A 26,911-nucleotide genomic window follows, 5' to 3' on the forward strand; every position below is an offset into this window, starting at 1 on the left:
TTCGTCTTAACTAGATGCAGCCCGCCGCGTAGGCAAAAGCTACGGCCGGCTTTTCAGGAATAACGGTGCCCCCGCACCGCTCCTCTCATCGAATCAAGACCCTCATTCATGTCGAAGAAATCCCGCTCCAAACTGTGGTTTCTGGTGCACAGCTGGCTGGCATTGCCCATCTGGTTCTTTGTGCTGATCGTCTGCGTCACCGGCACCCTGGCCGTTGTCAGCCAGGAAATTGTCTGGCTGGCCAACCCCGATGTTCGCGCCAGCAAGCCGTCCGATGATGCCGAACTGCTCAGTTACCAGCAGGTGCTCACCGCCATCAACAAGGCCGAGCCGCAAACCATCGTCGAATCCATCAGCCGCTCGGATGAATCCCACTTCGCCTTGACCGCCAGTGTGAGCTATCCGGATGGGCGTTCGGTGTCGGTCTACGTCAACCCCTACACGGGGGTTATCCAGGGCATCAGCCCGGACTTCAACTTCGAAGCCTTCACTCGGGCCTTGCATGGCTGGTGGCTGGTGCCCTTCACCAATGGATTCAGCTGGGGCTGGTACCTGGTGTCGTTCCTCGGCATTCCCCTGCTGGTGTCGTTAATTACTGGCCTGGTGGTGTACAAAAAGTTCTGGAAAGGCTTTTTCAAGCCGACCCTGCGTTTCAACCATGGCGCGCGGATTTTCTGGGGCGATTTCCATCGCCTGAGCGGGATCTGGTCGATCTGGTTCATCGCGGTCATCTCGGTCACCGGCATCTGGTTCCTGATCGAAGCGCTGCTGTTCGACAACCACATCTCGATTTCCAGCGAGCCAGTGATTCCAGTGGTCGCCCGCGAAAGCGTGCCGGTCTCGGCGGACGGTTCACCGCCGAAAATCATCGACCTGGACAACGCCATCCTCATCGCCCAGGAGAAAATCCCCGGGCTCGAGGCAAGCTTCGTCAGCCTGCCGAGCAATGCCTATAGCCACTTGAACGTAGGTGGCCGTGGCTGGTATCCGCTGATGTTCCAGACCGCCACCATCAACCCCTACAACGGCGAGATCGATGCCTCGCGCCTGCTGTCGGACCGCACCGGGCTGGAGTTCGTTACCGAATCCATGCGTCCGCTGCACACCGGCGACTTTGGTGGCCTGTGGATCAAGATGATCTGGTTCTTCTTCGGCCTGGTGCTGAGCATGATGGTCCTTAGCGGCTTGCTGATCTGGACCAAGCGCACCGCCCTGGCCACCGCCAATGCCCTGAAACGTAGCAACAAGCCACCCCGTGCGGCCAAGGTTGAACAACCGGTTGCAGCCATGAACAGCAACTCGCCAGAGGGCAACCTGTGAGCAAGGTCAGCGCCGTAACACCACAACCGTCACGCTTGAGCCAGCTTTGGCACAAGTATCGTTTTCATATCAACATCCTGCTGCTGTTGATCCCGCTGGGATTCATGCCCAAGTACTTCGCCGACGTCGCGCTGTTTCGTGGCGATAGCGGCCTGGGCGAACGTGAAATCGGCGAGATCCAGGTCGGCCCCTGGAGCCTGCAACTGGCTGAGTTGCGCAACGAAGCGCCGCTCAACTCCGGGCCGGCGGGCTACATGAAGAGCTTCAACGCAGCGCTGTGCCAGGCCTGTATCAGTGAGGTCAAGGCTACGTATCTGCGTATCGGCAAACCCCGCAGCTTGCGCGCCGCCGGGGTGATTTTCTTTGGTTCGCCCTATCGCATGGGCGCGACCCTGCCGATCCCGCAGAAGACCAACGCCGACGCCGAAATCTGGATCACCATGGAAGGCTGGGACGGCAGCATGCACCAGGCCGCCGTACCGCTCGCCAACGCTTCCCCCGCGACCCTCGCCTGGCTGAACAAACAAGGAGGCAAACCATGACCGTTGCCCGCCGTAATTCCCCACTGCGCCTGCTTGGCAGTGCACTGTTTCTGGCTTTGGGCGCAGGTTTCAGCGCACAGGCACTGGCCCACAACCCAATGTGCGAATGCAAGGCCATCGATGCCGAGCAGATTCGCTGCACCGGTGGTTTTTCCGATGGCAGCGGCGCACCGGGGGTGACCCTGGATGTGATCGGCTATGACGAGACCATCCTGGTCCCGGGCAAGCTCGGCGCCGATTCGACCGTGACCTTCAAAAAACCCGGCGCTGAATTCTACGTCCTGTTCGACGCCGGCCCAGGCCACGTGGTCGAAATCGACCAAGCGGATATCGAGGCCCCATGAGCACGCCCACCACCCAACTCGTGCGCCCGGCCGGTGCCGGCCACGAAACCCTATATGTCCTGCTGCTGTGCCTGGCGATCCTCGCGGTTGCCGGCTCGGTTGTGCTTTGGCGCGGCGAATCCCAGGTCATCAGCAGCGTCGAGTCCCATCAACTGGATGCCCGCCGCGACCTCAGCGCTGCCGAGCAAGGTATTTACGCCGACCTGCGGGTGACCCTCGACGAAATCCAGCTGTTGCGCGAAGAACAACAGGCCCTGCCGACCCCGCAACTCCTTGCCGACGAAGGCTTTGCGCCTTTTGCCCAGGACGCCAGCTCGGTCAGCCGTGGCGGCCATGCCTGGCAGTTGCTCGACAGCAACGCCTACTTTGGCCAGAGCCAGGCCCCTGAAGTGGCCGGTTCGTTCCTGATGCGCCTGAACGCCGAAGGCAAAGCCGAGCCGGACATCTGGCTCAATCGCAGCAAAGACCTGAAAGCCCCTGGCGACCTGGCCGACAGCGCACTAAGCAGCGCGGGCTGGAAACAGGTCGTCGCTCAATTCGACGCCGGTGTCACCCGTCAGCATAAACACTGATTTGCGCATTCCTCCGAGAGAAGACCGCTTGCCCATGTCCAGTTCATCTTCACGTCCTCGTTTTTTGCAGCGCCTGCTGATCGGCCTCATGGCCTTGATCATCATGCCCCTGGCCAGCGCCGATCAGGCCAAACGCCTGCGCATTGGTATCACCCTGCATCCGTACTACAGCTACGTGGCCAATATCGTCGGTGACAAGGCGGAAGTGGTGCCGCTGATTCCGGCGGGCTTCAACCCCCATGCCTACGAACCCCGCGCCGAAGACATCAAGCGTATCGCCGGCCTCGATGTGATTGTGCTTAACGGTGTCGGCCACGACGACTTCGCCGACCGCATGATCGCCGCCAGTGAAACCCCCAACGTCAAGGTGATCGAAGCCAACGAGAACGTGCCGTTGCTGGCCGCCACCGGGATTGCCGCACGCGGCGCCGGCAAAGTGGTTAACCCGCACACCTTCCTGTCAATCAGCGCCTCCATTGCCCAGGTCAACAACATCGCCCGGGAGCTGGGCAAGCTCGACCCGGACAACGCCAAGACCTACACCCAGAACGCCCGCGCCTATGGCAAACGCCTGCGGCAGATGCGCGCCGACGCCCTGGCCAAACTGACCTCCGCACCCAATGCCGACCTGCGGGTGGCCACGGTTCACGCCGCCTACGACTACCTGCTGCGTGAATTCGGCCTGGAAGTGACCGCTGTGGTCGAGCCGGCCCACGGCATCGAGCCGAGCCCGAGCCAGTTGAAGAAAACCATCGACCAACTGCGCGAACTGGACGTCAAGGTGATCTTCTCGGAGATGGATTTCCCGTCTGCGTATGTCGACACCATCCAGCGTGAATCGGGAGTAAAACTCTACCCGCTGTCGCACATTTCCTACGGTGAATACAGCGCCGAGAAGTATGAAAAAGAAATGACCGGCAACCTCAACACTGTCGTCCGGGCGATTCAGGAGGCCGGCGCATGACCATCCAGCAAAACCTCAGCGTGTCGCTGGCCGGTCCCGCCGTGGAGTTTTCAGACGTCAGCCTGAGCCTCGGCCGCACCACGATTCTCCAGGGCGTCAGTTTCCAGGTTCAGCCCGGCAGCGTGCACGCGCTGGTCGGCCCCAATGGTGGCGGCAAGAGCTCGCTGATCAAGACCCTGCTCGGCCAGATGCCCCATCAGGGTCGCCTGAGCCTGCAATGGCCCGGCGAGCCAGGCACTATCGGTTACGTGCCGCAGGCGCTGGAGTTCGATCGAGGACTGCCGATGACCGTCGACGATTTCATGGCCGCCATGTGCCAGCGGCGCCCGGCGTTTCTCGGCATCAGCCGCCACTACAGCGCTGCCATCGACGCCGCGCTGGAACGCGTGGGCATGCAAGACAAGCGTAAGCGGCGCATGGGCGCGCTGTCCGGCGGCGAGCGCCAGCGGGTGCTGCTGGCCCAAGGCCTGATTCCGGCCCCGCAACTGCTGGTGCTCGACGAACCGATGTCAGCCCTCGACGAAGCCGGAATCCAGGTATTCGAGCGCCTGCTCAACGACTGGCGCCAGGCCGGAATCACCGTGTTGTGGATCGAGCACGACCTGGAAGCCGTTGGCCGCCTGGCCGATCGCGTCACCGGGCTCAATCGCCGGGTACTGTTCGACGCCACGCCGCAACAGGCGCTGACTCCGGAACGCCTGCTGAGCCTGTTTTCCACCCACCCACGGACCAGCGGGAGCGCGGCGTGATGAGTTACGAAGCCTTTCGTTTGATGATCCAGGGCTGGGCGTCCTCCGGCTACCTGCCAGAAGCGCTGGCCTACGGGTTTGTGGTCAACGCCCTGCTCGCCGGCCTGCTGATCGGCCCGGTCCTGGGCGGGCTGGGTACGCTGGTGGTGGTCAAGCGCTTTGCGTTTTTCTCCGAGGCAGTCGGTCACGCGGCTCTCACCGGCGTGGCCATCGGCATTTTGCTCGGCGAACCCTACACCGGTCCTTACGGCAGCCTGTTCGGCTACTGCTTGTTGTTCGGCATTCTGCTCAACTACCTGCGCAACCGCACAGGACTCGCCCCGGACACCCTGATCGGAGTCTTCCTCTCGGTGTCCCTGGCCATGGGCGCCAGCCTGCTGTTGATCCTCGCCGGCAAGATTAACGTGCACATTCTCGAGAACGTGCTGTTCGGCTCGGTGCTGACGGTCAACGGCAATGACTTGCTGGTATTGGCCATCGTCGGCTCGCTGGTGATGGGCCTGAGCCTGCCGCTGTACAACCGGATCATGCTCGCCAGTTTCAACCCGCAATTGGCGGCGGTTCGCGGCGTGGCAGTGAAAACCCTCGATTACCTGTTCGTGATCCTGGTAACGCTGATCACTGTAGCGGCAGTAAAAGTCATCGGCGCCATCCTGGTGGGCGCGCTGCTGGTGATCCCGGCCGCTGCCGCGCGCCTGTTGAGCCAGTCGCTGAAGGGTTTCTTCTGGTGCTCGGTGTTGATCGCAACCATCAGCACTCTGTGCGGGATTCTTGCGCCCATCGTCTTCGACCTGCCGATCCCCTCCGGCGCGGCAATCATTCTGGTGGCCGGCATGGCCTTCGCCCTGGCCGCCATCGCGCGCGGCGTGGTCCCCAGCCTCAAAGGGAATATTGGATAAATGTCTTTTACCTTGCGCCAACTGACCCTGGCCCTCGCTCTTTGCGGCCTGGCCAACAGCACCTTCGCCAGCGACCGTTTCGAACCGATGCGCGTGGTCGCCAGCAACGGCATCGGCAATACCGCACTGCATGGCGCGACCTCCAGCCATAAGGTCCTGGTACTGGCTTCGTTGCCGATCACCTACGGCCTGGCGAGCTGCCTGGTCGAGGGTACCGACATCAGCCTGGAACGGGCGGCACCGGCCAATTTGCCGGGCTCGCGCCAGGCGTCGTATTTCACCGGACGCGGCGCCCCGGCCCTGCACAAGCTCGCATTGGACGCTGATGCGGTGATCGGCCTGCGCTCGCTGTGGCCCGATGACCCGCTCTACCCCAACGCCCGGCGCAGCAATATCCGCATCGTCGAAATCGACGCCGCGCGCCCGGTGGATGGCGCGCTGCCCGGGGTCGCCCTGCAACCGGGCAAGAGCGACGGCCTGAACAGCCAACCCTGGATGAGCAGCAACAACCTGGGACGCATGGCCGACGTGATCGCCGCCGACCTGGTACGCCTGGTGCCCGACGCCAAGGCGAAGATCGACAGCAACCTGGCCACTTTCAAGCAACGCCTGCTCAAACTCAGCGCCGACAGCGAGGCGAAACTGGCCGATGCTGACAACCTCAGCGTGTTCAGCCTCAGCGATCACTTTGACTATCTGATCAGCGGCCTGAATCTGGAGTCGGCGGGTGTCGATGCGCGCACCGACAACGAATGGACGCCCGAGGCCCTGCAACAGCTGAGCGCCAGCCTGAAGGACAACGATGTGGCGTTGGTCCTGCACCATCGCCAGCCGTCAGATGCGCTGAAGGCTGCGATTACGGCGGCAGGCAGTCAGTTGCTGGTGCTGAGCACCGATGGCGACGATCCGCTGGCCGAGCTCTCGGGCAACATTGACCAACTGTTGAACGCGCTGCTGCAGAAATCCTGAGGATGCTTACAAAAACCCTCAGGAACCGATGAAGAACCCGATGCTAGTCTGCCCGCCTCCCCCTCAGGACAGACAAGGATCGGGTCTCCACATGAGTGACTACATCAAGCACAACAAAGCCAACTGGGACGACCGCGCGCCGCTGCATGCGGCGTCCGGGGAATACGCGGTGCAGTCCTTTGTCGACGATCCGCGCTTTCTCTCCGAGGTCGTGCGTTTCGATCTGCCGTTGCTCGGTGACATCGCCGGCTTGCGCGGGATCCACCTGCAATGCCACATCGGCACCGACACCCTGTCGCTGGCGCGCCTCGGCGCGCAAATGAGCGGGGTGGACTTCTCGGCGGCCAGCCTGCACCAGGCGCGAGAACTGGCCAGGCGTTGCGACACGGCCATCGATTACCTCGAATCGGAAATCGACAACGTGCCCCAGGTACTGCCGGCCGGCGGCTTTGATCTGGTCTTTACCGGCATCGGCGCCTTGTGCTGGCTACCCAGCATCGACCGCTGGGCACGTACCGTGAGCCATCTACTCAAGCCCGGCGGACGGCTGTTCATTCGTGAAGGCCATCCGATGCTGTGGACCCTGAACGAGAGCCGCCAGGACCTGCTGTCCGTCGAACAACCCTACTTCGAATGCGAGACGCCGCTGGCCTGGGATGACCCCGGCACCTATGTCGAAACCGACCAGACCTTGACCGCCACACTGTCCCATGAGTGGAATCACGGCATGGGCGAGATCATCAGCGCCCTGCTCAAGCATGGCCTGCAGATCAGTGGCCTGGTGGAGCATCAGAGCATTCCCTGGGAAGCTCTGCCGGGGCAGATGGTCTGCGACGACCGCGGCGAATATCGCCTCAAGCAAGCACCGTGGCGCCTGCCGCTGAGCTACACCCTGCAAGCGATCAAGCGGCAAGCCTGAGGCGCATCACCCAGACCTGGAATGTGGTCTGGGGCTTCATGGGTTTTCAGGCTTGCAACGGTACGGTCAACTCGACCCGCAGGCCATCCGGGCGACTGTCGAAATGCAGGACACAGCCACAGCGCTGGACGATTGCCTGGACAATCGCCAGGCCCAGTCCGCAACCGTTGCTCGTGCTGTTACGCCAGAAGCGTTGGGTCAGGTGTTGCAGGTCGTCGGCGGCGATGCCCGGGCCGTGGTCGCGGACCTGGAAACGCAGGCGATTGCCGATGGTTTCCAGGCTCAGTTCCACCGGCGCGTCGTCGGGCGTGTGACGCAGGGCGTTGTCCAGCAGGTTGCGTAATGCGGCAATCGCCAGCACCGCCGGCATTTGCAGCGGTGCCTGTGAGTAACTCGCAGGCAGTTGCAGACGAATCCGCGCACGGTCTCCGCTCGACGCATCCTGGATCGCCAGGCGCGCCACCTGTTCGGCATTGCACTGCACCCCGTCGTCAAACGACAGGCTGCCCTCGACCCGGGCCAACAGCAGCAGTTGCTCCAGGGTCCGGTGCAGACGATCGGCTCCTTCTTCGGCGCGGGCCAGGGATTGATCGCGGGCAGCGCCCTCGGTCATACGCGCCACTTGCAGGTGGGTCTTGATCGCGGTCAGCGGACTGCGCAATTCGTGGGCTGCGTCGCCGGTCAGCCGACGCTCACGCTCGATGGTCCTGCCGATCCGCTGGAATAATTGGTTCTGAGTTTCCAGCAAGGGCTGCAACTCACTCGGCAGCGGCTGCACCTGCAATGGCTCGAGTGAATCGGCGCTGCGCCGCATCAGGGCATCGCGCATGCGGTTGAGCGGTGCCAGGCCCTGGCCAATGCCTAGCCACAACAGACACAGACACCCCAGCAGCGCCACGCCCACCGGCACTGAGGCAGTGAGAAGGACCGACATGTTCAGCGCTTCGCGTTCCACTTGGCGATCGGCCGTGGTGATGCGCAGGTCGTCGCGCACCAGGGTGAAACTGCGCCAGCGCACACCGTCGATCATCTGGTCATGAAAGCCGATTTTTTCCGCTTCCAGGGTTTGCTCAGGGGTGGTGTGGCTGCGTGCGAGGATTTCGCCACGCAGGGAACTGACCTGGCAGGCCATGCCGCCCGGAACGGTCAACTGCTCGGCGCTGAAATGGGTACCCTCGCCCTTGCTCGGCAGGGTCGGCAATTGCTCCAACAGACCGGCCACCATGCGTGCCGAGGCGACCAGCCGTTGATCGAGGGAAAACATCATCTGATTGCGCAGATCACTGAGCATCCAGGCGGCCGCCAAGGCCCAGATCATCGCAAAAGCCACGCCGAGCGTCAGGCTCAGACGCAAACGCAAACTCATCATTTGCGCGGCTCGGGGCCGTCGGCAGGACCGAGGCGATAGCCTAGGCCGCGCACTGTCTCGACGATGCCATTGCCGAGTTTGCGCCGAAGATGGTGGATGTGCACATTGAGGGCATTGCTCTCCAACTCATCGTTGAAGCCGTACACGCTGTCTTTCAATTGCTCGGTGGACAGTACTCGCCCACGGTTATGCAGCAAGGCTTGCAGCAGCGATTGCTCGCGCCGGGACAAGTCCACCGGCTGCCCGGCCAGCAGGGTTTCGCGACTGCTCGGGTCGTAGCTCAGGGCACCATGCTCGATCAGATTGACGCTGCGCCCCGCCACCCGGCGCAACAGGGTGTGCAGGCGCGCAGCCAGTTCGCGCAGGTCGAAGGGTTTGAGCAGGTAGTCGTCGGCGCCCGCCTGCAGGCCATCGACGCGATCAGTCACCGAGTCGCGTGCGGTGAGAATCAGTACCGGAATCTCCAGGCCCTGGTGACGCAATTGCTGCAATAGTTTCAGGCCATCTTCATCGGGCAGACCCAGATCGAGCACCATCACATCGAACTCGGCGACCTTGAGCATGGCCCGCGCAGCCGACGCCGTGGCCACGTGCTCTACGGTCAAGCCCTGGGCAGTGAGTCCGGCTACAATGCCGCTGGCGATCAGCTCATCATCTTCACAGACAAGTACGTGCATGGTGTGACCTGTTGAAAAAGGGTGATTAAGACAACTGCCGATTAAGCGGACATTATGCCCCAGTCGCCTGCTCCACAAGGACAGCGCGGTTAATCATCGGTTAATCGCCAGCCGTCATCGTGCCTCCACTTGTACCGGTAATAAGGTTTGCCCATGCGTCGTCTGTTTCTACTGTTCCTGGTTTTTTTTGCCAGCCTGGCCCAGGCCGGGTCCAATCCGTTCGAAAGCAAACCTGACTTCCTGCCTGTGGGCAAAGCCTTCGTCCTGACCTCCGAACGCCTGGAATCCGGGGAAACCCAACTGTTCTGGCAGATTGCCGACGGCTATTACCTGTACCAGAAACGCCTGACCTTCAACGGCCTGGCCGACGCCCATAAACCCGCGCTGCCCAAGGGCGAGGACCACAGTGACGAGTTCTTCGGTGACCAGCAGGTGTATCGCCAGGGCCTGGAACTGAAGATCCCGGCCGGCGCCACCGGTCAAATCAAGGTCGGCTATCAGGGCTGTGCCGATGCCGGCCTGTGCTACCCGCCACAAACCCAGGTTGTCGACCTTGGCGGCACCCCGCCAGGCGCCGCCTCTGAAGCCCCAGACCAGGCCCTCGCCAGCGGACTGCAACAACACGCACTGGGCTGGAGCCTGCTGGTGTTCTTCGGCCTGGGCCTGTTGCTGGCCTTTGCCCCCTGTTCGCTGCCGATGCTGCCCATTCTTGCGGGTCTGATCGTCGGCAGTGGCGCCAGTGCCAAGCGTGGGTTTGCTCTGGCCGGCAGTTATGTAGTGAGCATGGCCCTGGTCTACGCGGCCCTCGGCGTGCTCGCCGCGATGCTCGGGGCCAACCTGCAGGCGTTGCTGCAGAACGCTTGGTTGCTGGGCAGTTTTGCACTGATCTTTGTGCTGTTGTCCCTGCCGATGTTTGGCTTTTTCGAATTGCAATTGCCGGTCGCTGTGCGTGATCGCCTGGAAAACGCCAGTCGCAAACAGGGCGGCGGCAGTCTACTCGGCGCCGGAATCCTCGGCGCCCTGTCCGGCTTGCTGGTCGGCCCGTGCATGACCGCCCCGCTCGCCGGCGCGCTGCTGTATATCGCCCAAAGCGGCAACGCCCTGCACGGTGGCTTGATCCTGTTCACCATGGGCCTGGGGATCGGCCTGCCACTGCTGTTACTGGTAACGGTGGGCAATCGTTTCCTGCCCAAGCCCGGCACCTGGATGAACCTGCTCAAAGGCGTATTCGGCTTCCTGTTTCTCGGCACCGCGCTGGTCATGGTGCGCCCGGTGCTCGATGAGTCGCTGTGGGTCGGCCTGTGGGGCGCGTTGCTGCTGATCATCGCCTACAGCGCCTGGCGCCAGACCGGCGGTTTCGGTCGCGTCGCCTACCTGTTTGGCAGTCTGGCCCTGCTGTCAGGGGTGTGGGGCGCGGTGTTGCTGGTGGGGGCTGCGGGCGGCACGGACGACCTGTTCAAACCTTTGCAGATCTATCGCGGGCAAACCTCTGGCACTGCAGCCAGCCCTAGCGCCCACGATGCCTTTGTCACCGTCAACAACCCCGCCGCGTTGCAGGTTGAACTGGACGCCGCTCGGGGCCAGGGTCAATGGGTGCTGCTGGACTATTACGCCGACTGGTGCGTGTCCTGCAAGATCATGGAAAAACAGGTATTCGGCAAGACCGAGGTCATGGCTGCACTCAAGGATGTCCGCCTGGTGCGCCTTGACGTGACCGCCGACAATCCCGCGAGCCGCGAGCTGCTCGCACGCTACAAAGTGCCGGGGCCACCCAGCCTGTTGTGGATCGGTGCCGATGGCGAAGAACGCCGTAGCCAGCGGATTACCGGTGAAGTCGATGCCGCTGGCTTCCTGCATCGCTGGAACATCACCCGGGACGCCCGCTGATGCTGACTTTTACCCTGGGCACGTTCGCCATCGCGCTCAATCACTTGCTGTTGATCAGTGCCCTGGCATTGGCGACTTTTGTCGGTTGGCGAGTGGCCAAACGTGGCGGTGAAAATCCCGAGTCGGTGCTGTTCGGTTTGTTCCTGCTGGGCTTGCTCGCCGCCCGCGTCGGCTTTGTGATTGCCTATTGGGCTCACTACCACGGTGATCCGTGGCAGATCATCGACCTGCGTGACGGCGGCTTCCTGGTCTGGCCCGGGGTCATTGTCCTGTTGCTGGCGACCGTCCTGTGGGGCTGGCGCCGCGTGGGCCTGCGCAAGCCTTTGGGTTATGGGGTCGGCACTGGTCTGATGTTCTGGCTGTTGGCGAGTCTGTCGCTGAACCTCTACGAACAGGGTACCCGATTGCCAGACATCACCTTGCGCAACGCCGCCGGGGAAACCGTGCAACTCACGGACTATCAGGGTGGCCCGCTGGTGATCAATCTCTGGGCGACCTGGTGTCCGCCGTGCCGCCGGGAGATGCCGGTGCTGGAAAACGCCCAGCAACAGCGCCCGGACCTGACCTTCCTGTTCGTCAATCAAGGCGAAAGCATGCAGAGCGTCAGCACCTTCCTCGCCACCCAGGGCCTGAGCCTGACCAATATCCTGTTCGATGGCGGTGGTCGCCTGGGCCAGGCCGTTGGCTCCATGGCGCTGCCTACCACCCTTTTCTATAACGCCGAAGGTCGTCTGCTGGCCAGCCATCTCGGCGAACTCTCTGATGCCAGTCTGGCCCGGGCGCTGGAAAACTTCGGCAGCCCCGACGCAGCCACTCAGCCCCATACAACAAGGAAATTGCCATGCCCCGCTTCCGCCACCTGCTGACGTTGACCCTGGGCACCGCCCTGCTGCAGAGCCCTTTGTTGCAGGCTGAAGAGCTGCCCGAGGCGCTCCGCAAGATCGAGGCCAAGGGCGCGAAAATCATCGGCAGCTTCGATGCTCCGGACGGCTTGCGCGGGTATGCCGCGCAGTACCAGAATCGCGGCATGGCCCTTTACCTGACACCGGACGGCAAACACGTGTTGCTGGGCAACCTGTACGACGCCGATGGCAAAGACTTGAGCGCCGAGCCTCTGCAGAAACTGGTCTATGCGCCGATGGCCAAGGAAGTCTGGGCGAAGATGGACGCCAGCCACTGGATCGCTGACGGCGACAAGAATGCGCCTCGCGTGGTGTACCTGTTCAGCGACCCTAACTGCCCCTACTGCACCATGTTCTGGGAACAGGCTCGGCCTTGGGTCAAGGCCGGCAAGGTGCAGCTGCGGCATATCATGGTCGGCATCATCCGCGAAGACAGCCCGGGCAAGTCCGCCGCACTGCTGGCCAGCAAGGACCCGGCGAAGGCTCTGGATGAACATGAAAAAGCCGGCAAGAAAAGCACGCTGAAAGCCTTGAAGAGCATCCCTGCCGACGTCCAGGCCAAGCTCGACGACAACATGCGCCTGATGGACGAACTGGAACTGTCCGCCACCCCGGCGATTTTCTACATGGATGACAAGGGCGAGTTGCAACAGCAACAAGGCGCCCCGTCACCGGACAAACTGACGAAGATACTCGGGCCGAAGTGAGGCCGCGAAAAACACGTTGCCAATCGATGCAGACCCAGCATCGGGCACCGACTTACAGGAGCAGCCAATCGGTCCATGAATAGCGACGGTCTGATCGATGTGCAATCGTTCGAAAACCCGTCCCAGGACAGAATCAATAACCATTCCTAATTGACAATTATTATCATTAGTCATAGCTTGTCGCTGGATCGTAGGACGGTTCCGAAACGCTGGTCGTCCTACCAACTTTTTGCGACAAGGTGACTTCCATGATGGAAAACGTTTCCCACGGCAGGTACGACTCACCGCTACTGCAGGCATTTGTTGATAACCGGCCGGTACTGGTGAAAATCGCAGCGCGCATTACCGGTTGCCGTTCCCGTGCTGAAGACGTTGTGCAGGACGCATTCTTTCGCTTGCAGTCGGCGCCACACATCACATCCTCGTTCAAGGCGCAGCTGAGCTATCTGTTCCAGATCGTACGCAACCTGGCGATCGACCATTACCGCAAGCAGGCACTGGAGCAGAAGTACTCAGGGCCTGAAGAGGAAGGCTTGAATGTGGTCATCCACGGTGCGTCGCCGGAAATCTCGCACAGCAACTTCCGCACCCTGGAAACGATCGCCGATGCCCTCGGCGAACTGCCGAGCCGCACCCGCTATGCCTTTGAGATGTACCGCCTGCACGGCGTGCCACAAAAGGACATCGCCAGGGAACTGGGTGTCTCGCCGACTCTCGTCAACTTCATGATTCGCGATGCGCTGGTGCATTGCCGAGAAGTTTCCGACACCCGAGGCGCCACCTTCGCCCGTTACTAGTTCCATTTCAGCTCGGGGGCACGGCGACCAGGGCAATTTTGTACGGGTCGAAAATCTTCAGCATCTGGCCGTTGTCGCGCAATCCCTGGAGCATCCGCGCAAAAGCCGCCGCACTGATCGGCGCCTGTGGCCGCAACAAGGCGTAGTGGTGATAGATCTGGTCAATCCGTTCCGAGACCAGCAGTTTCGGCCCGACGCCGTCATTGCGCAGCAGGTAGTCGCTGAAGAACGAGCGGGTGACCAAGGCGATGTCGGCACGGCCACGCAGCACCATCAGCAGGTTGCTGTCATGGGAGTAGGTCAAGGTAGCGTTATGCTGACTGATCAGGTCGCGGGGGTCGGCATTGAACTGGGCGAAGGCGTAGTGATAGCCGTTGAACAGCGCCAGACGCTTGTCCTTCAGGTCATCGAAATAGCTCTGCTGGCGCTCTGGCAAGCGTTGCGAGACGAATACTTCCGCGTCTTCCAGGCCCATGTCGACGGCCGTGTAAGCTATCTCCTGCCAACCCCATTGCGGATTTTCGAAGATCGCCATGTCGATCCGCCCCTGCTGGAAGTCACCAAAGCGCCGCGGGATGGAGGTGGGGACCAGGACAAATTGATAGTCGCTTTGGAACTGGTTCAAGGCAACGATCAGTTGCGGCAACAAACCGATGTCGATGCCGTTTTCGGGGCGGATGGTGTAGGGCGGAAAATGGGCCGCACCGATACGCACCACCTGCGCGCCCCAGGTCGGCGCCACCAGCAGCGCGCAGAGCGCCACCAACACCACCCGAGAAGCCATCCGAACTGGCGAATACATCGGTTTGAACCACCCTTGAAATGCACTTACTCGACTAAGTTAGGCGGTTACTCCGGCTTAGACAACGCAATGATGGCTATTTAATGCGTTTTGACTGAAATGTCATTGTTCCGCGAGCACCAGCAGCAACGCCTCATCGGCCAATTGATCGAGGCTCATGCTGCCATCGGGACGGAACCAGGTGATGGTCCAGGACAGCGCACCCGTCATGAAGCGTCGAGTAATGAACACGTCGCCGCGGATCAAGCCTGCCTCTTTCGCCTCACCCAGCACCTGCAACCAGATCTGCTCGTAGATATCGCGTAATGCCAGCACCTGAACCTGGCCCTCCTCGGACAGGGATCGCCACTCATAGACGAGTACCGCCATCGCCTCGCCGCTGCCGCCCATGATCGATTGCAGTTCGCAGCGAATCAGCGCCAACACTCGCTCACGCACGCTGCCGGCCTGGGCCAGCGAGGTGCGCATCAAGGCGGTGTTGTAGCGAATGGTTTCCTCCATCACCGCCCGCAGGATTTCATCCTTGCTTTTGAAGTGATGAAAAATGCTCCCGGACTGAATACCCACCGCGCTGGCCAGGTCGCGCACCGTGGTGCGTTCGTAGCCCTTGTTGCGAAAGAGGTGGGCGGCCATCTGCAGCAATTTGCCGCGCGCACTGTCGGGGTCGGTCAGTTGGCCGCTGTCGACCAGTTCACGCATTACCAGCAGGGCTTTTTGCTCGTCCACCCATTCTCTCCTACAGTCGCTCGATCACCTGTGCGCACGCACCACGAACGCTGTGGGCTGCGCGGGCAATTTAAGCCCGACGCGGCAACCAAGCAAGCGCTTGGGAAGAAGATCTGATCGGACTTTACAAACCAAGCGCTTGCTTGGTAGCCTCGAAGCACTTCCGTCGGAGGCTTGCCATGAATAAAACCGTGCGTATCGGTTGTGCCAGTGCCTTTTGGGGCGACACCTCCACCGCCGCAGCCCAACTGGTTGAAGGCGTCGCCCTGGACTACCTGGTGTTCGACTACTTGGCAGAAATCACCCTGTCACTGCTGGCCGGGGCACGTATGAAAGATCCCCAGGCCGGCTACGCGAGTGACTTCGTCGAAGTCCTCGCGCCGCTGCTGCCGGCCATCGCCGAGCAACGAATTCGGGTGATCAGCAACGCCGGCGGAGTCAATCCACAGGCCTGCGCCGCCGCCCTGCAAACCGCCTGCGACAAGGCCGGACTGGCGCTGAAAATTGCCGTGCTGCTGGGCGACGACCTGCAGCCGCAATTCCCGCAACTGGCGGCCAGCGGGGTACGGGAGATGTTCAACGATGCGCCCTTGCCGGCATTCTGTGTGTCGACCAATGCCTACCTCGGCGCCCCGGGCATTGTCGAAGCGCTACGACTGGGTGCGGACGTCGTCATCACCGGACGGGTGGTCGACAGCGCCGTGGTCAGCGCGGCCCTGGTGCATGAGTTCGGTTGGTCCTGGCAGGACTACGACAAACTGGCCCAGGCGGCATTGGCCGGGCACATCATCGAGTGCGGCGCACAGTGCACCGGCGGCAATTTCACCGATTGGCGCGAAGTGCCGGACTACGAGCACATCGGCTTCCCGGTGGTCGAGGTGCAGGACGACGGCCAGTTCATCGTCAGCAAGGCGCCCGACACCGGCGGCTTGATCAGCCCGTTGAGCGTGGGCGAACAACTGCTGTATGAGATCGGCAACCCACGGGCCTACCTGCTGCCGGATGTGATCTGCGATTTCAGCCAGGTGAAACTTCATCAGCAGGGCAAGGATCGGGTCCAGGTACACGGCGCCAAGGGCCTCGCACCGACCGCGCAATACAAAGTCAGTGCCACTTACCCGGACGGCTTTCGCTGCACCGCCAGTTGCCTGATCGCCGGCATCGACGCCGTCGCCAAGGCCCATCGAGTGAGCGAAGCGATCATCAATAAAACGTCGCAGATGTTCGAGCAGCGCGGCTGGGCGCCCTACACCGAGGTGAATATCGAACTGCTGGGCAGCGAAGCGACCTACGGCCCCCATGGCCAGCGCCAGGACAGCCGCGAAGTGGTGATCAAGCTCGCCGTGCGGCATCCGAGCAAACAGGCGCTGGTGCTGTTTTCCCGGGAGATCGCCCAAGCTGCCACCGGCATGGCGCCTGGCTTGACCGGCATCGTCGGTGGTCGCCCCACGGTCTATCCACTAATCCGCCTGTTCTCCTTTCTCATCGACAAATCCGCCTGCACCCTGACCGTCGACCTGCAAGGCCATCGCCACCCCTGCGTCCTGCCCGCCCTTGATCATCTCGACAGCGCCGACCTGCCCTTGCCATTCATAACGCCCAAACCCCAGGGCCAGGCGGACGCCAGTGTGGCGCTGGTAAAACTGGCGGTGGCGCGATCCGGCGACAAGGGTAATCACAGCAATATCGGGGTCATGGCCCGCTCGCCCGATTACCTGCCATGGATCGCCGAGGCGCTGACTCCCGAGGTGGTCGTTGACTGGATGCGCCATGCGCTCGACCCGATCCACGGCCGGGTCGAGCGCTGGTATCTGCCAGGTAGCCATAGCCTGAATTTCCTGTTGGAAAACGCCCTTGGTGGCGGTGGCGTGGCGAGCCTGCGGATCGACCCACAGGGCAAGGCCTTTGCCCAGCAGTTGTTGGAAATCCAGATTCCGGTACCGCAACACATCGCTGACCAAGTCAACTAGAGGGCTGTCGCCGTGGCATTTGATTCAATCTTCAAACCCGATCTGTTTGCCGGCCAGACCATTATCGTCACCGGTGGTGGCAGCGGCATCGGCCGCTGCACCGCGCACGAACTGGCGGCCCTCGGCGCCCACGTGGTGTTGGTGGGGCGCAAGCCGGAAAAGCTGCAAGCGGTGGCCATGGAAATCATCGAGGACGGTGGTCAGGCCAGTTGGCACACCTGCGATATCCGTGAGGAAGACTCAGTCAGGCAACTGGTGAAAAAACTGATCGAAGATCACGGCTCGATCCAGGGCCTGGTCAACAATGCCGGCGGCCAATACCCCGCGCCCCTGGCGTCGATCAACCAGAAAGGCTTTGAAACGGTGATGCGCACCAATCTGGTGGGCGGCTTCCTGATGGCCCGCGAAGTGTTCAACCAGTCGATGAGCAAAAGCGGCGGCGCCATCGTCAACATGCTCGCCGACATGTGGGGCGGCATGCCCGGCATGGGCCACTCGGGCGCAGCGCGCTCGGGCATGGACAATTTCACCAAGACTGCTGCGTTCGAATGGGGCTATGCCGGGGTCCGGGTCAACGCCGTCGCCCCCGGCTGGATTGCCTCAAGCGGCATGGACACCTACGAAGGCGCGTTTAAGGCGGTGATCCCGACCCTGCGCGAACACGTGCCGCTCAAACGTATTGGCACCGAATCGGAAGTCAGCGCGGCGATCGTCTTCCTGCTGAGTCCGGCCGCGTCGTTCATAAGCGGCAGCACATTGCGCATCGACGGCGCAGCGAGCCTGGGAAGCCGGGCGTGGCCGCTGCACAAAGCGCAGCACAGCGAGTCATTCAACGGTTTTCATCGCGCCTATCTGCCCGATGTGCTGAGGGATGGAGACTGATCGATGCCGATACTCGAAACTCAACTCGACCCGCAAAGCCAAGCCTACGCAGAGAATCGCCAGGCGATGCTGGCGGGCATCGAGCAAATCCGCCAGTTGGAGCGCAAGCTGCTGGACAAGGCAGCCGAAGCCAAGCCCAAGTTCGACAAGCGCGGCCAATTGCTGCCACGCGAACGCCTGAACCTGTTGCTCGACCCGGGGGCACCGTTCCTCGAACTGGCGAGCCTGGCCGGTTATAAATTGCATGACGACAAGGACGGCAGCCAGGCGGGCGGTGGCCTGATCGCCGGGATCGGTTACGTGTCCGGCGTGCGTGCGCTGGTGGTGGCCAACAACAGTGCGATCAAGGGCGGCACGATTTCCCCCAGCGGCCTGAAAAAATCCCTGCGCCTGCAACAGATCGCCATGGAGAACAAACTGCCGGTGATCACCTTGGCGGAAAGTGGCGGCGCCAACCTCAACTACGCCGCTGAGATTTTCGTCGAGGGTGCTCGCAGCTTTGCCAACCAGGCGCGGATGTCGGCCATGGGCTTGCCTCAGATTACCGTGGTCCACGGCTCAGCCACCGCCGGTGGTGCTTACCAGCCGGGGCTCTCGGATTACGTGGTGGTGGTGCGTGGCAAGGCCAAGCTGTTTCTCGCCGGCCCGCCGCTGCTCAAGGCGGCCACCGGCGAAATCGCCACCGACGAGGAATTGGGTGGCGCGCAGATGCACGCGCAAATCGCCGGCACCGCCGAGTACCTGGCCGAAAATGACGCCGATGGCATTCGCCTGGTGCGTGAGATTGTCGGTCTGCTGCCGTGGAACGCGCGCCTGCCAGTGGCCACGTCGTGCACCTGGGACGAGCCGCTGTACCCCATTGAAGAACTGCTGGGGCTGATTCCACAGGATCCGAAAAAGCCCTACGACGTGCGCGAAATCATCGCGCGGATTGCCGACGGCTCGCAGTTCCTGGAATTCAAGGGCGAGTTCGACCAACAGACCCTTTGCGGCCATCTGAAAATCCAGGGTCGGTCCTGCGGCTTCATCGGCAACAACGGCCCGATCACCCCGCAGGGCGCGAGCAAGGCCGCGCAGTTCATCCAGCTCTGCGACCAGAGCCAGACCCCCTTATTGTTCTTCCACAACACCACCGGGTTCATGGTCGGCACCGAGTCGGAACAACAAGGGGTGATCAAGCACGGCTCCAAGCTGATTCAGGCGGTGGCCAACGCGCGGGTGGCAAAACTGACGATCGTGGTCGGCGGTTCTTACGGCGCTGGCAACTATGCAATGTGCGGCCGCGGCCTCGATCCGCGCTTCATCTTTGCCTGGCCCAACAGCCGCACCGCTGTGATGGGTGGTGCCCAGGCCGGCAAGGTGCTACGCATCGTCACCGAGGCGCGGCAACTCAAGGAAGGCCTGGTGCCCGACCCCAAGGTGCTGGACATGCTCGAACAGGTCACTGCGCAGAAACTCGACAGCCAGTCCACCGCGCTCTACGGCAGCGCCAGCCTGTGGGACGACGGGCTGATCGACCCACGGGACACCCGCACGCTGCTCGGTTACCTGCTGGATATTTGCCACGAAGCCGAGGTTCGGCCACTGCAACCCAACAGTTTCGGTGTCGCCCGGTTCTAGGCCGGCCCAAGGAGAACAATAAAAATGCTTTTTACCCAGGAACACGAAGCACTGCGCCGCACCGTTCGACAGTTTGTCGACAGCGAGATCAATCCCCACGTCGACGAGTGGGAAAAGGCCGGGCGTTTTCCCATCCACGAGATTTTCCGCAAGGCCGGCGACCTCGGTCTGCTGGGCATTTCCAAGCCGGAAAAATTCGGCGGCATGGGGCTGGACTACAGCTATTCGATTGTTGCCGCCGAAGAGTTCGGGACCATTCGCTGCGGCGGCATTCCGATGTCGATCGGCGTACAGACCGACATGTGTACCCCGGCGCTGGCGCGCTTCGGTTCCGATGAGTTGCGTGACGAGTTCCTGCGCCCGGCCATCACCGGCGAGCAGGTCGGCTGTATCGGCGTCTCGGAAGTCGGCGCCGGGTCCGACGTCGCCGGACTGAAAACCACCGCCCGCAAGGACGGCGACGACTACGTGATCAACGGCAGCAAGATGTGGATCACTAACTCGCCAAGCGCCGACTTCATCTGCCTGCTGGCAAACACTTCGGACGACAAGGCGCACATCAACAAATCGTTGATCATGGTGCCGATGAACACGCCCGGAATTTCCCTCAGCTCGCACCTGGACAAATTGGGCATGCGCAGCTCGGAAACCGCCCAAGTGTTTTTCGACAACGTGCGAGTACCGCAGCGCAATCGCATCGGCCATGAAGGCGCCGGGTTCATGATGCAGATGCTGCAGTTTCAGGAAGAACGCCTGTTTGGCGCGGCCAACATGATCAAGGGCCTGGAGTACTGCGTCGACAGCACCATCGAGTACTGCAAGGAGCGCAAGACCTTCGGCAATGCCCTGATCGATAACCAGGTGATCCACTTCCGCCTTGCCGAACTCTCCACCGAAATCGAATGCCTGCGGGCGCTGGTCTATCAGGCCACCGAGCAATACATCCGCGGCCAGGACGTCACCCGCCTGGCGTCAATGGCCAAGCTCAAGGCCGGGCGTCTGGGCCGCGAAGTCACCGACAGTTGCCTGCAGTACTGGGGCGGCATGGGCTTCATGTGGGACAACCCGGTGGCCCGCGCCTACCGTGACGTGCGCCTGGTGTCGATTGGCGGTGGCGCCGACGAAATCATGCTGGGGATCATCTGCAAGTTGATGGGCATCCTGCCGGGGAAGAAAAAATGACCGCCCTCCCCGCTTGCCAGACCCTGCTGCTGGAACTGCATAACGCGGTGCTGCACATCACCCTGAACCGCGCCGATTGCCGCAATGCCATGAGCCTGCAAATGGTCAGCGAATTACGCGCAGTGTTGGCCGCGGTGCGTGATGACCGACAGGTTCGCGCGCTGGTGCTCGGCGGTGCCGGCGGCCACTTCTGCGCCGGTGGCGACCTCAAGGACATGGCTAACGCCCGCGCCCAGGGCGCTGACGCCTACCGCGAATTGAATCGCGCCTTCGGTGCATTGCTGGAGGAAGCCCAGCACGCCCCGCAAGTGCTGATCTGCGTGTTGCAAGGCGCAGTGCTCGGCGGTGGTTTTGGCCTGGCCTGCGTCAGTGACATCGCCCTGGCCGATCACCAGGCGCAATTCGGTCTGCCAGAAACCAGCCTGGGCCTGCTCCCCGCGCAGATCGCCCCCTTCGTGGTGCAACGCATCGGCCTGACCCAGACCCGGCGCCTGGCCCTCACCGCCGCCCGCTTCAATGGCCTCGAAGCCCATCGACTGGGACTGGTGCACTTTGTCGAGCACGACCCGCAAGCGCTGGCCGAACGCCTCGATGCGGTGCTCGTCGATGTCCTGCGCTGCGCGCCGGGGGCCAATGCCGTCACCAAGGCGCTGTTGCTGGCCAGCACCGAACAGCCGCTGGGCCCTTTGCTCGACCAGGCCGCCGAATGGTTCAGCACCGCCGTGACCGGTGCGGAAGGCATCGAAGGCACTCTGGCTTTTGTGCAAAAACGCAAACCGAACTGGGTCTCCTGACCACTCACCCTTGGGGAACTCAAGCATGCCGACCTTGCGCAAAATCCTCATCGCCAACCGCGGTGAAATTGCCTGCCGCATCCAGCGCACCGCCCAAGCCCTGGGCTATCGTACGGTGGCAGTATTCAGCGATGCCGATGCCGACGCCCTGCACGTTCGCCTGGCCGATGAAGCCGTGCACATCGGCCCGTCTGCCGTGGCCCAGTCCTACCTCAATTCGGCAGCGATCATCGACGCCGCCCGGCGCAGCGGTGCCGATGCGGTCCATCCCGGCTACGGTTTTCTTTCGGAAAACGCCGGATTCGCCGCTGCCTGCCTTGAAGCCGGCCTGATTTTTATTGGTCCAAGCCCTGAAGCCATCGAACTAATGGGAAGCAAGCGCCTGTCGAAGCTCGCCATGCTTGACGCCGGCGTACCGTGCATTGGCGGTTACCAGGGTGCCGAGCAGGACGATGCGACCTTGGCGCGCGAGGCCGGGCGCATCGGTTTTCCGTTGATGATCAAGGCCAGCGCCGGGGGTGGCGGACGGGGCATGCGCCTGGTGGAGAGTGCCGAACAGTTGCCGGAACAACTGCGCACGGCTCGCTCCGAAGCCCTGCATGCATTCGGCAGTGACGAGTTGATCCTGGAACAGGCGTTGATCGATCCGCGTCATGTGGAAATCCAGTTGTTCGGAGACCAGCACGGCCAGCTGGTGTACCTGGCGGAACGCGATTGTTCGATCCAGCGCCGGCATCAGAAAGTCATCGAAGAAGCACCGTGCCCGGTGATGACGCCCGAGTTGCGTCGGGCCATGGGCGAGGCGGCCATCAAGGCAGCCCGAGCGGTGAACTACGTCGGCGCCGGCACCGTCGAGTTTCTGCTCGATAGCCGTGGGCAGTTTTATTTCCTGGAGATGAATACCCGCCTGCAGGTCGAGCATCCGGTGACCGAGCTGATTACCGGGCTGGACCTGGTGGCCTGGCAACTGAATATCGCCGCAGGCTTGCCGCTGCCGTTGTCCCAGGAGCAGGTCGAAATCAACGGCCATGCCATCGAAGTGCGGTTGTACGCCGAAGATCCGGCCCAGGGTTTCCTGCCGCAGACCGGACAGATCAGCCACTGGGCGCCGGCTCTGGAAGACGGGGTGCGCATCGACCACGGCCTGCTCGAAGGCCAGCAGGTCAGCCCCTTCTACGACCCTATGCTGGGCAAGGTGATTGCCTGGGGAGCCACCCGCGAGGAGGCCCGGCGTAAATTGCTGCGGGCGATCGAAGACTCGGTCCTGCTGGGGGTGCAGACCAACCAGCGCCTGCTCGCGGCGCTGCTTGATCATCCGGGTTTCGTCGCCGGGGAATTCAGCACCGGTTTTATCCCTAAGCACTTCCACGACCATCCGAGCCTGAAGCCCCACGCGCCCAGTGCCGCGGAGTTGGCAGTCGCGGCGGCGTTGTTCTATCACCAATCGGCTCGCGTCCATGCGCCCGGACTGAATGGTTGGCGCAACAACAGCGGCGCGCCGCTGCAACAGCAGATCGGCCTGCAGGAGGCACGCTGGGGCACTGAAATAGCAGCGCTGGGCGAAGCACAGTTGAGTGTTCAAGTGGCGGGCGAATCCGTGGTCTTGCACCTGCTGGAGATCACCCCGCGAGTCGCCCATCTACAGATCAATGGCCTGCGCCGACGCTATCCCTATGCCTTTAACGGCGGGCAACTGTGGCTGTGGACTCGCCCGGGCGCCCTGGTGCTGCAGGATCTGACCCTGGCGCCTGTCGCCGGCCAGACCAGCCTTGCCAGCGGCACACTGAAAGCGCCGATGGATGGGGCGATTGTCGATGTGCTGGTCAGCGAAGGCAGCCAGGTCAACAAGGGCCAACTGCTGCTGGTGCTGGAGGCGATGAAGATGGAGCACCCGCTTAAGGCCGGCATTGACGGGGTGATCAAACGCCTGCAGGTCAACCCGGGCGACCAGGTGAAAAACCGCCAGATCCTGCTGGAGGTTGAATAAGCCGCTAGGCGGATCCGCCGGGTTTGGCTACGCTCAGCCACATCAGTGCGCGGATATCAGGAAAGCGGCGATGCCTCATTGGCTGGTAATTGATCTTGAAGCAACAACCGATGACGGTGGCTGGCCGATTGAAGAGATGGAAATCATCGAAATCGGCGCCACCCTGGTCAATCGCCAGGGCCGCGAGCTGGACCATTTCCAGCGGTTTGTGCGGCCCCAGCGACGCCCCCTGCTGACGCCATTCTGTCGGGAACTGACCCATATCACCCAGGCCAACATCGACTCGGCCCAGCCGCTGGCCGAGGTCTGGGCGCTGTTCGAGCGCTGGCTCGGCCAGCACCACAGCCGCCTGGAAGGCTGGGCCAGTTGGGGCGACTACGATCGTCGGCAATTGCTTCAGGAATGGCAGCGCCTGCAACTCGACAGCGCCCTGAGCCGCGTGCCGCACATGAACCTCAAGCAGCGCTTCGCCAAGGCCCGGCGCCTGGAGCGGCCGTTGGGGCTCAATGCCGCCCTGCAACTGGCCGGCCTGCAATTCAGCGGGCAACAACACCGGGCGCTGGAGGATGCGCGCAACACCGCGCGCCTGCTGCCGCTGACACTGCCGGCCAATCCTTGAGGGCAACAGGTGACGGGCGAAATGGCCTTGTGCATACTGGCCGGCCTTTTTAGCCCTTTTCGAGGAACCGCCCATGTTTAAAGTCAACGAGTACTTCGACGGCACCGTCAAGTCGATCGCCTTCGGCACCGCCGAAGGTCCGGCTACCATCGGCGTCATGGCACCGGGCGAATATGAATTTGGCACCAGCCAGCGCGAAGTCATGCACGTGGTTTCCGGTGCGCTGACCGTCAAGTTGCCTGAGAGCACCGACTGGCAGACCTTTGCCGCCGGCAGCCAGTTCAACGTCCCGGCCAACAGCAAGTTCCAGCTGAAAGTCGCGGTCGACACGGCCTACCTGTGCGAATACCTCGCTTAAGGCAATCCGCTAAAACAAAAATGCCCGTGTCGCAGGACACGGGCATTTTGCGTTCAGGGCTTAAGGTTTCATTCGAGAATGGTCACCGGCATGCCGACTTCGAGCAAGCCGTTGGCGTCATTCACCAAGTTCTGCCCGAACATCGCGCCATCCGTCTGGGCGCGGTATTTCTGCAGCGTTGCCAGTGGCTCGCGGTCCTCACTGCGCACGCCAGTCTGCGGATCAATGGTGGTGAGGATGCAGCGCGAGCACGGCTTGACCACCCGAAACTCGACGTCGCCGATCAGGATGCGTTTCCAACCATCCTCGGCGAACGCCTCTGCGCCCTCGATCACCAGGTTCGGCCGGAACCTGAGCATTTCCAGCGGGCGACCGACCTTCTGTACCAAATCATCCAGCGACGCCTGACCAATCAACAACAATGGATAGCCGTCGGCGAAAGCGACTTTGTCATCGTCGCGGCCATAACCCGCCTCGGTGAGGCGCGCACGATCTTCCGGCACCTGCACCAGTCGAGTCGGCTTGCCAATGAACTCGCTGACCCAGGCCGCAGCAGCAGCGCCGGCGTCCGGAACGCGCAAGGTATCGCGCCAGATGGTCACGCCACGCAATTGGGCATCGTCGGCGGGCAAGTCCACTTCAATCGATGAATGCCCGGGCGCGGCCAGGGTCAAGCCGCCGGCAGGATTCCACAGCGCCGACAACTGACTCATGCTCGGCACCGCACGCTGCGTCAGGAAGCGCCCGCAGGCCTCATCCACCAACATCCAGCGACGGTCACCGGCCAGCCCCAGCTTGTCGAGGCTCGCCTGGTGCAGGGCCTGGCCCTTGCCGGATTTCAGTGGAAAACGGTAAAGCGCACTCAGACGCAACATGGCCAGCTCCCTGTTAGGCAAAGCGCCACCCTATACGAGCTTTGGCGCTGAATCAAAGGCTGATGCCAGGCGCCTGGCCACCCGCCGTCATTGCGCGATGATCAGGCCGGGACTTGATCAAGCAACAGACGCTGGCGCACCACGTCGACCAACTTGTCCGGCTGGAATTTCGAGAGGAAGTTGTCGCAACCAACCTTCTTCACCATCGACTCGTTGAAGCTGCCGGACAACGAGGTATGCAGCACCACGTACAGGCTGCGCAGGCGCGGATCGTTGCGGATTTCGGTGGTCAGGCGATAGCCATCCATTTCCGGCATCTCCGCGTCGGTGAAGACCATCAGCAGCTTTTCGCTCATGTCCACGCCGCTGTCCGCCCAGCTTTTGAGCATCCTCAACGCCTTGAGGCCATCACTGGCAATGTGCATCTTCACCCCCAATTGGCCAAGAGTCTCGCGCAGTTGCGCCAGGGCCACGTTGGAATCGTCCACCAGCAGCACTTCACGTCCGCGAGCCTGCTCCAGCAGCGGGTCTTCGAGCTTCTCGCGCGAGACCTTGGCGCTGTAGGGAACGATTTCCGCCAGGACTTTTTCCACGTCGATGATCTCGACCAACTGCTCGTCGACCTTGCTGATGGCCGTCAGGTAGTGCTGGCGGCCCGCGCTGGAAGGCGGCGGCAGAATGGCTTCCCAGTTCATGTTGACGATGCGATCCACGCCCCCCACCAGGAACGCCTGCACCGAGCGGTTGTACTCAGTGACGATGATGGTGCTGTTGACCCCGGGCACCAGCGGGCGCATGCCAATGGCCTGGGACAGGTCGATGACCGGCAGGGTCTGACCGCGCAGATTGACCACCCCGCAGACAAAGGGATGACGGTGTGGCATCAGGGTCAGCTTGGGGAGTTGCAGGACCTCCTGAACCTTGAACACGTTGATCGCGAACAATTGCCGACCGGCGAGGCGGAACATGAGAATTTCCAGGCGGTTCTCACCCACCAGTTGGGTGCGTTGATCTACCGTGTCGAGAATGCCGGCCATTAAAGACTCCTGGGGGGGTTCGATGAATTCAGTCATGCAGCGTATCGGCGTACGCGAGCACATCTTGACTGCTGAAATAACGGCTTCGGCAAAAAAATTGATGTCGAACTGACATCATGCTCTACTGGGTGAGCCATTGTTCCCGTCTCTTTAGCGCAACACCTGCCGGCAATCCACCTGCGCTGACCCCTTATCAGGGATTCCCCTATGGGCAATCGGGACCACCCTGATATTCGCGATATCTAATTGCCATTAATGTGACGCCATTCTCATTGCATGAATGGAGTCAGGCTTTTGTTTTTGATCATGGAGCCGAAACCCGGCCCTTTCGATACCCCATCAAAACACTCAATCAGAGAATGGCGGCCCAGCGCCGCTTCGACAATTCGCAGCGCCACAGACGAAAAACCGGAACCGTCCTACAGACTTGGTTCGACGGCTA

General features: G+C 62.0%; 27 protein-coding genes. 21 read left to right on the forward strand and 6 right to left on the reverse strand.

The features are described from left to right. Positions 1 to 108 precede the first annotated feature (108 nt). The 9 genes from KW062_RS20900 (at position 109) to KW062_RS20940 (ending at position 7,278) form a co-directional block, all read left to right on the forward strand. Positions 109 to 1,320 carry a PepSY-associated TM helix domain-containing protein gene (locus KW062_RS20900; protein ID WP_105753745.1) on the forward strand — a complete coding sequence of 404 codons (1,212 nt, stop codon included), beginning with the start codon at positions 109 to 111 and terminating at the stop codon, positions 1,318 to 1,320. Between the two features lie 35 nt (positions 1,321 to 1,355). Beyond that, complete coding sequence (locus KW062_RS20905) at positions 1,356 to 1,862, forward strand: thiamine pyrophosphate-binding protein (RefSeq protein ID WP_306218772.1); 507 nt, start codon at positions 1,356 to 1,358, stop codon at positions 1,860 to 1,862. Then, the gene (locus tag KW062_RS20910) at positions 1,859 to 2,206 is read left to right on the forward strand and encodes a hypothetical protein (protein ID WP_027620232.1); all 348 of its coding nucleotides are present in this window, start codon (positions 1,859 to 1,861) and stop codon (positions 2,204 to 2,206) included. Before KW062_RS20905 ends, KW062_RS20910 begins: the two co-directional genes overlap by 4 nt. After that, on the forward strand, positions 2,203 to 2,778 hold the full coding sequence (locus KW062_RS20915; protein ID WP_027620231.1) for a DUF6162 family protein: 576 nt from the start codon (positions 2,203 to 2,205) through the stop codon (positions 2,776 to 2,778). Before KW062_RS20910 ends, KW062_RS20915 begins: the two co-directional genes overlap by 4 nt. Positions 2,779 to 2,812: 34 nt before the next feature. Then, positions 2,813 to 3,742: a metal ABC transporter substrate-binding protein gene (locus KW062_RS20920; RefSeq protein WP_027620230.1), complete on the forward strand. Its 930-nt coding sequence runs from the start codon at positions 2,813 to 2,815 to the stop codon at positions 3,740 to 3,742. Beyond that, positions 3,739 to 4,491, forward strand: a complete 753-nt coding sequence (locus KW062_RS20925; RefSeq protein ID WP_027620229.1) for a metal ABC transporter ATP-binding protein — start codon at positions 3,739 to 3,741, stop codon at positions 4,489 to 4,491. The genes KW062_RS20920 and KW062_RS20925 overlap by 4 nt, the downstream gene beginning before the upstream one ends. After that, positions 4,491 to 5,390, forward strand: coding sequence for a metal ABC transporter permease (locus tag KW062_RS20930; RefSeq protein ID WP_027620228.1), 900 nt, complete (start codon positions 4,491 to 4,493; stop codon positions 5,388 to 5,390). The genes KW062_RS20925 and KW062_RS20930 overlap by 1 nt, the downstream gene beginning before the upstream one ends. Then, positions 5,391 to 6,359: a metal ABC transporter substrate-binding protein gene (locus KW062_RS20935; RefSeq protein ID WP_105753747.1), complete on the forward strand. Its 969-nt coding sequence runs from the start codon at positions 5,391 to 5,393 to the stop codon at positions 6,357 to 6,359. A 91-nt stretch (positions 6,360 to 6,450) separates the two neighbouring features. After that, positions 6,451 to 7,278: a class I SAM-dependent methyltransferase gene (locus tag KW062_RS20940; RefSeq protein WP_027620226.1), complete on the forward strand. Its 828-nt coding sequence runs from the start codon at positions 6,451 to 6,453 to the stop codon at positions 7,276 to 7,278. Between the two features lie 46 nt (positions 7,279 to 7,324). Here the strand turns inward: KW062_RS20940 and KW062_RS20945 are convergent, their stop codons facing one another. After that, the gene (locus KW062_RS20945) at positions 7,325 to 8,647 is read right to left on the reverse strand and encodes an ATP-binding protein (protein ID WP_105753748.1); all 1,323 of its coding nucleotides are present in this window, start codon (positions 8,645 to 8,647) and stop codon (positions 7,325 to 7,327) included. Next, positions 8,644 to 9,324 (reverse strand): response regulator, encoded by a 681-nt coding sequence (locus tag KW062_RS20950; RefSeq protein ID WP_027620224.1) that lies wholly within the window; start codon positions 9,322 to 9,324, stop codon positions 8,644 to 8,646. Before KW062_RS20950 ends, KW062_RS20945 begins: the two co-directional genes overlap by 4 nt. Before the next feature lie 153 nt (positions 9,325 to 9,477). On the opposite strand from KW062_RS20950, the gene dsbD reads away from it, so the two are divergent. From dsbD to KW062_RS20970, 4 genes are all read left to right on the forward strand, one after another. Continuing rightward, positions 9,478 to 11,211: a protein-disulfide reductase DsbD gene (gene dsbD, locus KW062_RS20955; RefSeq protein ID WP_105753749.1), complete on the forward strand. Its 1,734-nt coding sequence runs from the start codon at positions 9,478 to 9,480 to the stop codon at positions 11,209 to 11,211. Continuing rightward, positions 11,211 to 12,077, forward strand: coding sequence for a TlpA disulfide reductase family protein (locus KW062_RS20960; protein WP_027620222.1), 867 nt, complete (start codon positions 11,211 to 11,213; stop codon positions 12,075 to 12,077). The genes dsbD and KW062_RS20960 overlap by 1 nt, the downstream gene beginning before the upstream one ends. Then, positions 12,053 to 12,820 carry a thiol:disulfide interchange protein DsbG gene (gene dsbG, locus KW062_RS20965; RefSeq protein WP_027620221.1) on the forward strand — a complete coding sequence of 256 codons (768 nt, stop codon included), beginning with the start codon at positions 12,053 to 12,055 and terminating at the stop codon, positions 12,818 to 12,820. Before KW062_RS20960 ends, dsbG begins: the two co-directional genes overlap by 25 nt. A gap of 248 nt (positions 12,821 to 13,068) precedes the next feature. Next, on the forward strand, positions 13,069 to 13,617 hold the full coding sequence (locus KW062_RS20970; protein WP_027620220.1) for an RNA polymerase factor sigma-70: 549 nt from the start codon (positions 13,069 to 13,071) through the stop codon (positions 13,615 to 13,617). 7 nt (positions 13,618 to 13,624) lie between these two features. Here KW062_RS20970 and KW062_RS20975 read toward each other — a convergent pair whose 3' ends face one another. Together KW062_RS20975 and KW062_RS20980 are read right to left on the reverse strand one after the other, a co-directional pair. After that, positions 13,625 to 14,419 carry a substrate-binding periplasmic protein gene (locus tag KW062_RS20975; RefSeq protein WP_027620219.1) on the reverse strand — a complete coding sequence of 265 codons (795 nt, stop codon included), beginning with the start codon at positions 14,417 to 14,419 and terminating at the stop codon, positions 13,625 to 13,627. Positions 14,420 to 14,521: 102 nt separating this feature from the next. Beyond that, positions 14,522 to 15,145, reverse strand: coding sequence for a TetR/AcrR family transcriptional regulator (locus KW062_RS20980; RefSeq protein WP_027620218.1), 624 nt, complete (start codon positions 15,143 to 15,145; stop codon positions 14,522 to 14,524). A gap of 179 nt (positions 15,146 to 15,324) precedes the next feature. On the opposite strand from KW062_RS20980, the gene KW062_RS20985 reads away from it, so the two are divergent. The 8 genes from KW062_RS20985 (at position 15,325) to ppnP (ending at position 24,557) form a co-directional block, all read left to right on the forward strand. After that, a complete protein-coding gene (locus tag KW062_RS20985; protein ID WP_105753750.1) occupies positions 15,325 to 17,115 on the forward strand; it encodes an acyclic terpene utilization AtuA family protein in 1,791 nt (596 codons plus the stop codon). A gap of 12 nt (positions 17,116 to 17,127) precedes the next feature. Next, the gene (locus tag KW062_RS20990) at positions 17,128 to 17,997 is read left to right on the forward strand and encodes an SDR family oxidoreductase (RefSeq protein ID WP_105753751.1); all 870 of its coding nucleotides are present in this window, start codon (positions 17,128 to 17,130) and stop codon (positions 17,995 to 17,997) included. A 3-nt stretch (positions 17,998 to 18,000) separates the two neighbouring features. Next, positions 18,001 to 19,617 carry a geranyl-CoA carboxylase subunit beta gene (gene atuC, locus KW062_RS20995; protein WP_027620215.1) on the forward strand — a complete coding sequence of 539 codons (1,617 nt, stop codon included), beginning with the start codon at positions 18,001 to 18,003 and terminating at the stop codon, positions 19,615 to 19,617. Between the two features lie 24 nt (positions 19,618 to 19,641). Then, positions 19,642 to 20,799, forward strand: a complete 1,158-nt coding sequence (gene atuD, locus KW062_RS21000) for a citronellyl-CoA dehydrogenase (RefSeq protein ID WP_027620214.1) — start codon at positions 19,642 to 19,644, stop codon at positions 20,797 to 20,799. Further along, positions 20,796 to 21,593: an enoyl-CoA hydratase/isomerase family protein gene (locus tag KW062_RS21005; protein WP_105753752.1), complete on the forward strand. Its 798-nt coding sequence runs from the start codon at positions 20,796 to 20,798 to the stop codon at positions 21,591 to 21,593. The genes atuD and KW062_RS21005 overlap by 4 nt, the downstream gene beginning before the upstream one ends. Positions 21,594 to 21,618: 25 nt before the next feature. Next, positions 21,619 to 23,580, forward strand: coding sequence for an acetyl/propionyl/methylcrotonyl-CoA carboxylase subunit alpha (locus KW062_RS21010; protein WP_105753753.1), 1,962 nt, complete (start codon positions 21,619 to 21,621; stop codon positions 23,578 to 23,580). A 70-nt stretch (positions 23,581 to 23,650) separates the two neighbouring features. Continuing rightward, complete coding sequence (locus tag KW062_RS21015; protein WP_027620211.1) at positions 23,651 to 24,199, forward strand: exonuclease domain-containing protein; 549 nt, start codon at positions 23,651 to 23,653, stop codon at positions 24,197 to 24,199. Positions 24,200 to 24,272: 73 nt separating this feature from the next. Further along, positions 24,273 to 24,557: a pyrimidine/purine nucleoside phosphorylase gene (ppnP, locus tag KW062_RS21020; RefSeq protein ID WP_027620210.1), complete on the forward strand. Its 285-nt coding sequence runs from the start codon at positions 24,273 to 24,275 to the stop codon at positions 24,555 to 24,557. Positions 24,558 to 24,625: 68 nt separating this feature from the next. Here ppnP and KW062_RS21025 read toward each other — a convergent pair whose 3' ends face one another. Both KW062_RS21025 and KW062_RS21030 read right to left on the reverse strand, forming a co-directional pair. Next, entirely contained in the window at positions 24,626 to 25,432 is an 807-nt protein-coding gene (locus KW062_RS21025; RefSeq protein ID WP_105753754.1) for an MOSC domain-containing protein, read from the reverse strand. 101 nt (positions 25,433 to 25,533) lie between these two features. Beyond that, positions 25,534 to 26,469 carry a chemotaxis protein CheV gene (locus KW062_RS21030; RefSeq protein WP_027620208.1) on the reverse strand — a complete coding sequence of 312 codons (936 nt, stop codon included), beginning with the start codon at positions 26,467 to 26,469 and terminating at the stop codon, positions 25,534 to 25,536. Between the last annotated feature and the right edge of the window lie 442 nt (positions 26,470 to 26,911).

Origin of the sequence: Pseudomonas fluorescens (assembly GCF_019212185.1) — a bacterium.
Taxonomy (GTDB): Bacteria; Pseudomonadota; Gammaproteobacteria; order Pseudomonadales; family Pseudomonadaceae; genus Aquipseudomonas.